At 60.6% G+C, this 934-nt stretch carries 1 pseudogene and 1 other annotated feature; the pseudogene reads left to right on the top strand.

The annotated features are described in order from the left end of the window. Positions 1–934: pseudogene (locus DNJ95_RS19080) on the top strand (IS3 family transposase); the annotation flags it as partial. After that, positions 256–372: a sequence feature (AL1L pseudoknot), on the top strand. Its footprint overlaps the pseudogene before it by 117 nt.

The raw sequence follows: 934 nt of genomic DNA, 5'->3' as shown, positions 1-934 counted from the left end.
ACCGAAGTTTTCCCCTGAAGTCCGCGAGCGTGCCGTGCGAATGGTCTACGAAGTCCGGGAGTCGCACGACTCCCAGTGGGCAGCCATCGAGGCGGTGTCCAGCAAGATTGGTTGCACCGCTCAGACCTTGAGCAACTGGATTCGCAAGGCCTCTTCCCCCTCAAGCCCCAACCCCTCGGCAGATCCTCGCATCAAAGAGTTGGAACGCGAGATTCGCGAGCTCAAGCGGGCCAACGAGATCCTCAAGGTCGCCAGCGCTTTTTTCGCCCAGGCGGAACTCAACCGCCGTTTGAAGTGATCTGGTCGCTCATCGACGAGCACCGCAAAGCCTTTGGGGTCGAGCCACTGTGCCGCGTGCTGCAAGTGTCTCCATCGGCTTACCGACGCCATGCCGCACGTTTACGCGATCACTCACGACGCTCAGTTCGAGCGATCCGTGACGAGATGCTTGCCGTGCAGATCCGCCGTGTCTGGCAGGAAAACTACGAGGTCTATGGGGCCAGGAAGGTCTGGCGACAGATGCATCGCGAACGCCAGGGCGTGGCGCGCTGCACAGTGGAGCGATTGATGCGTGAGATGGGGCTATGCGGTGCGGCACGAGGCAAGACGGTGAAGACCACGCAAGCCGATCCAGGCAATGCCAATCCCAGAGATCTGGTGAAGCGCCAGTTCACCGCCGAGCGTCCCAATCAACTCTGGGTCGCAGATTTCACGTTCGTTTCAACCTGGCAGGGATTTGCCTACGTCGCGTTCATCGTGGATGTCTATTCGCGGTTCATCGTCGGCTGGCGCGTCAGTCGGCACATGCGCACGGAGTTTGTTCTGGATGCGCTCGAGCAGGCGCTTCACGCCCGTCGTCCTGAGCCTCACCGGCTGGTTCATCACAGCGACAGGGGCTCGCAATATCTGTCGATTCGCTACAGCGAACGGCTGG

Source organism: Stutzerimonas kirkiae, from assembly GCF_004327335.1.
Lineage (GTDB): Bacteria > Pseudomonadota > Gammaproteobacteria > Pseudomonadales > Pseudomonadaceae > Stutzerimonas > Stutzerimonas kirkiae.
The sequence above is the reverse complement of the archived record's forward strand: the minus strand, read 5'-3'. Positions and strand labels throughout refer to the sequence as shown.